This window comes from Arsenophonus endosymbiont of Bemisia tabaci Q2, assembly GCF_902713415.1.
GTDB lineage: Bacteria > Pseudomonadota > Gammaproteobacteria > Enterobacterales > Enterobacteriaceae > Arsenophonus.
In genome coordinates, this window is the sequence record NZ_CACTIE010000236.1 from 1 (window position 1) to 3495 (window position 3495).

Annotated in this window: 2 protein-coding genes and 1 pseudogene; all 3 read right to left on the reverse strand. The window is 33.6% G+C overall.

The annotated features are described in order from the left end of the window. Nucleotides 1-363 precede the first annotated feature (363 nt). Nucleotides 364-1729, reverse strand: a pseudogene (locus ARSQ2_RS10490) (L-cystine transporter). Nucleotides 1730-2066: 337 nt separating this feature from the next. Beyond that, nucleotides 2067-2432, reverse strand: coding sequence for a metal-dependent hydrolase (locus ARSQ2_RS13260; protein WP_238334466.1), 366 nt, complete (start codon nucleotides 2430-2432; stop codon nucleotides 2067-2069). Nucleotides 2433-2664: 232 nt separating this feature from the next. Further along, complete coding sequence (gene hxpB, locus ARSQ2_RS10500) at nucleotides 2665-3330, reverse strand: hexitol phosphatase HxpB (protein ID WP_181995269.1); 666 nt, start codon at nucleotides 3328-3330, stop codon at nucleotides 2665-2667. Nucleotides 3331-3495: the final 165 nt, after the last annotated feature.

Here is a 3495-nt window from a genome sequence, read left to right on the forward strand (position 1 = left end):
CGATGCGGGGCATATGGTGGAATATTTGCCTACCTATTCGCCAGATCTTAATCCAATTGAACATAAATGGGCACAAGCTAAATGCAAAAAAAGAGCGCTAGGATACGACACAGATATTTTGTTCGCACTCAATATGGTGTAATCAAAATTAAGTCGCTTAGCTATATGCATTTATTGGTTATCTAGTGGATTTAAAATGAAAATTATGAGTAGACAAAATAATTATTTAAGTTTCAAAATAATCGTTATTGTCAATCGTATTTAATTATAAAAATAATCTATTTGATAAAGTTGACTAGTTGTTTTAAAGTCCTAAAGAGATTTCTAATAGGACTTTTGGACAGAGATTATAAGTTTGAAATATTATTTATCGAAAATACTTTTATCCGTTTGATGCATCAATTGGCTAGTAATTGTTCCTGCAACCATTGAGCCATTAACATTTAATGCAGTTCTTCCCATATCGATCAATGGTTCAATCGAAATAAGTAACGCTACTAAAGTAATTGGTAATCCCATTGCAGGTAAAACCATTAATGCAGCAAAAGTTGCTCTCCCACCTACGCCGGCCACCCCGGCAGAACTTATGGTCACAATACCAACAAGTGTAGCGATTCATATAGGATCCAGGGGATTGATTCCTACCGTTGGGGCAACCATTACAGCAAGCATTGCGGGGTAAATACCTGCGCATCCATTTTGACCAATTGTTGTGCCGAAGGATGCTGAAAAATTAGCAATTGATTCAGGAATGCCCAGCTGCTGAGTTTGCGTTTCAACGTTTAATGCAATACTGCCAGCACTTGAACGACTAGTAAATGCAAAAATTAATACAGGAATGACTTTTTTAAAAATTTTTATCGGATTAATGCCAGAAAAAGAAAGAAGTATAGCATGGACAATAAACATTAAGGATCATGTTAAATAAGACGCAATGACAAAACTGCCAAGTTTGATAATATCTTGTAGGTTTGAATTAGCAACAACTTTAATCATTAAAGCCATTACTCCATATGGTTTAAGCCGTATAACTAGCCGAATCAGCTTCATGATCCAGGATTGAAAAATATCAATAGCAGATAATATTTTTTCACCTTTTTCGGGATTAGTTTTAGCTAATTGGAGAGCCGCTATGCCTAAAAAGGTAGAAAAAATAACAACGCTAATAATAGATGTTGGATTAGCTCCTGCCAGATCGGCAAATGGGTTTTTAGGAATAAATGATAATATTAATTGAAGTATTGTTAAATCAGAAACCTTGTGTATTTAGTTATTTTCTATTATCCCAAGTTGAATAGTTTCACTACTAGTTTGTACCAGACCTTCTGCAGTTAAGCCAAACCAATATGTAATAATAATCCCGATGAGAGCGGCAATGGCTGTTGTAAAAGAAGGATCCCAATAGTGAAAAAACTGATTTTTCCTAATGAAGAGGTTTGATGCAAACGCGCTACCGCATTTAGTATGGAAGCAAATACCAAAGGCATAATAATCATTTAAAGTAATTTCACATACCCATTGCCTACAATATTGAACCAAGATAATGAATCATGCACTATTTGATTATTAATACCATATACTAAATGTAAAACAACACCAAAAACAGTACCAACAATAAGAAGACCGACAAAAACTTTTTTGATAGGCTCCATCCATCTGCACTTATTTTGGCCAATAACAGCAATAATAGGATAAAGATAAGTACATTCAGAATTACAGGGAAATTCATACCCACTTTCCAGCTCGGTTTATTGTTCTAGATATAAGATTCTTTGTCATTGGTGAAGTAAGATGATGAAAAACTTCCAATGAAACTCATTTTCCCTTATATATTATCAGCAATAAAAATAATTTTCTTATAACTAAATTCAATTTTATATTCATAATGTTTCATTGTGAATGGAATAAAATTAAATCATTTAATTTATTAACTACATATGTAATAACGTTTTTTGTCTCTTGTAACAGTGGTCGTAGTGGTAATTGATAGTTCGATGGAATTAATATCGCACAAATAGCTAATAATATGACAATAAAATGTTGTGCTCTTTGATTAAAATTATTACCTAAGATAGGAAACAGAAAGAAATTTTTGCTGGCCATAAGAAAGGTATCCCTTTCGCGGTTAACATATCACGGACTAAATGACTAAAATAACCTAATAAGAATCCTTGAATCAGGTCATCAGAAAGCCAGTAACTATTGGGCAATTGAGTTGATAATAACATAATGAGCAGCCATGCGAGTAAACTGTGGGTAAAACCACGGTGACCACATAAACGACAAATTGGCACAGAAATGAAACGAAATAAGCGTCCAAGAGAAGAGGATGGATGATCTATATCCGGTAGCAGCGCGCCAAGTAGCGCACCGGTTAATAAATGAAGCCAATCACCATGTGCAAACTCAGGTGTTATTACTAGTTTATGCACAAGTATTAATGATGATACTAAAAAAAAGATGCCCGGTGGCAGTCATAGCATATAATATAAAATTGTTTATTTATACAGTTTTCAAAGTATAATAGTTTTGGCTTAGTTTGAGTAATGTAATCGAAAAAATATCTTATTTATTAAGTAATAAGAGCAATTTTTTGTAAGAGAAGTGATATTGTATTAGTTTGGCAGTATACTGATGCATCAAATTACTGCCAATTGATCAAATTTAAACGATATGCTTAGTTGTTAATTCAGCCAGCGTATTGAGTTTGACGTCTGCTAATGTCCAACGTGGATCAGTGAAATGATCTTTTGGTGGGACAACGATACTACGCATACGTGCAGCTTTAACTGCAATCATACCATGAAAAGAGTCTTCAAAAGCCACACAATGTGTTGGTTCTATAGCTAGCAGTTTCGCTGCTTGTAAATAAACTTCTGGATGGGGTTTACTGTAGGCTAATGGTGTCGCTGATACTACGGCTGAAAAGTAATCGCGAATATTAAACATAGTGAGTACTTTTTCTAATATGTGCTTTGGTGAAGCTGATGCTAAACCAATTTTTAAATTATGATCCTGACATAGTTGAAGTGCATGTTTAACACCTGGTAATAAAGGTCGTTGTTCTTCTATAAGTTCAATAACCCGTCTAACAATTTTTTGTTCCACCTCTTCTAATGAGGTTCCTTGCCAGGGGACAGCTAAATACCACAGTTGTACCACTTGATCGATACGTAATCCTAGAGTGTCGGGAAGTTGATTAGCAATTGAAGTATTAACGCCAAGTTTACTAAGAATTTCTTTTTCTGCTTGGCTCCAAAGGGGTTCAGAATTAATTAATAACCCATCCATATCAAAAATAGCAGCTTTGATAGATAGCTCATGAGACATTAAAAGCACTCCTATTATTTATGATTTGTTGCTTAATTCTATCAATTTAAAATAAAGAAATCTTTTAATATAGCTAAGCGTCTTAATTTTGATTACAAAATATATGTTTTTCTCCAATATAAATTTACTGATATAGAGTAATTACTTGTAATCATTTTAAAGTTG

What these genes read in the sequence shown, in the direction of transcription:
- hxpB (WP_181995269.1), bottom strand. Translation starts at nt 3,330, where the DNA reads ATGTCTCATGAGCTATCTATCAAAGCTGCTATTTTTGATATGGATGGG.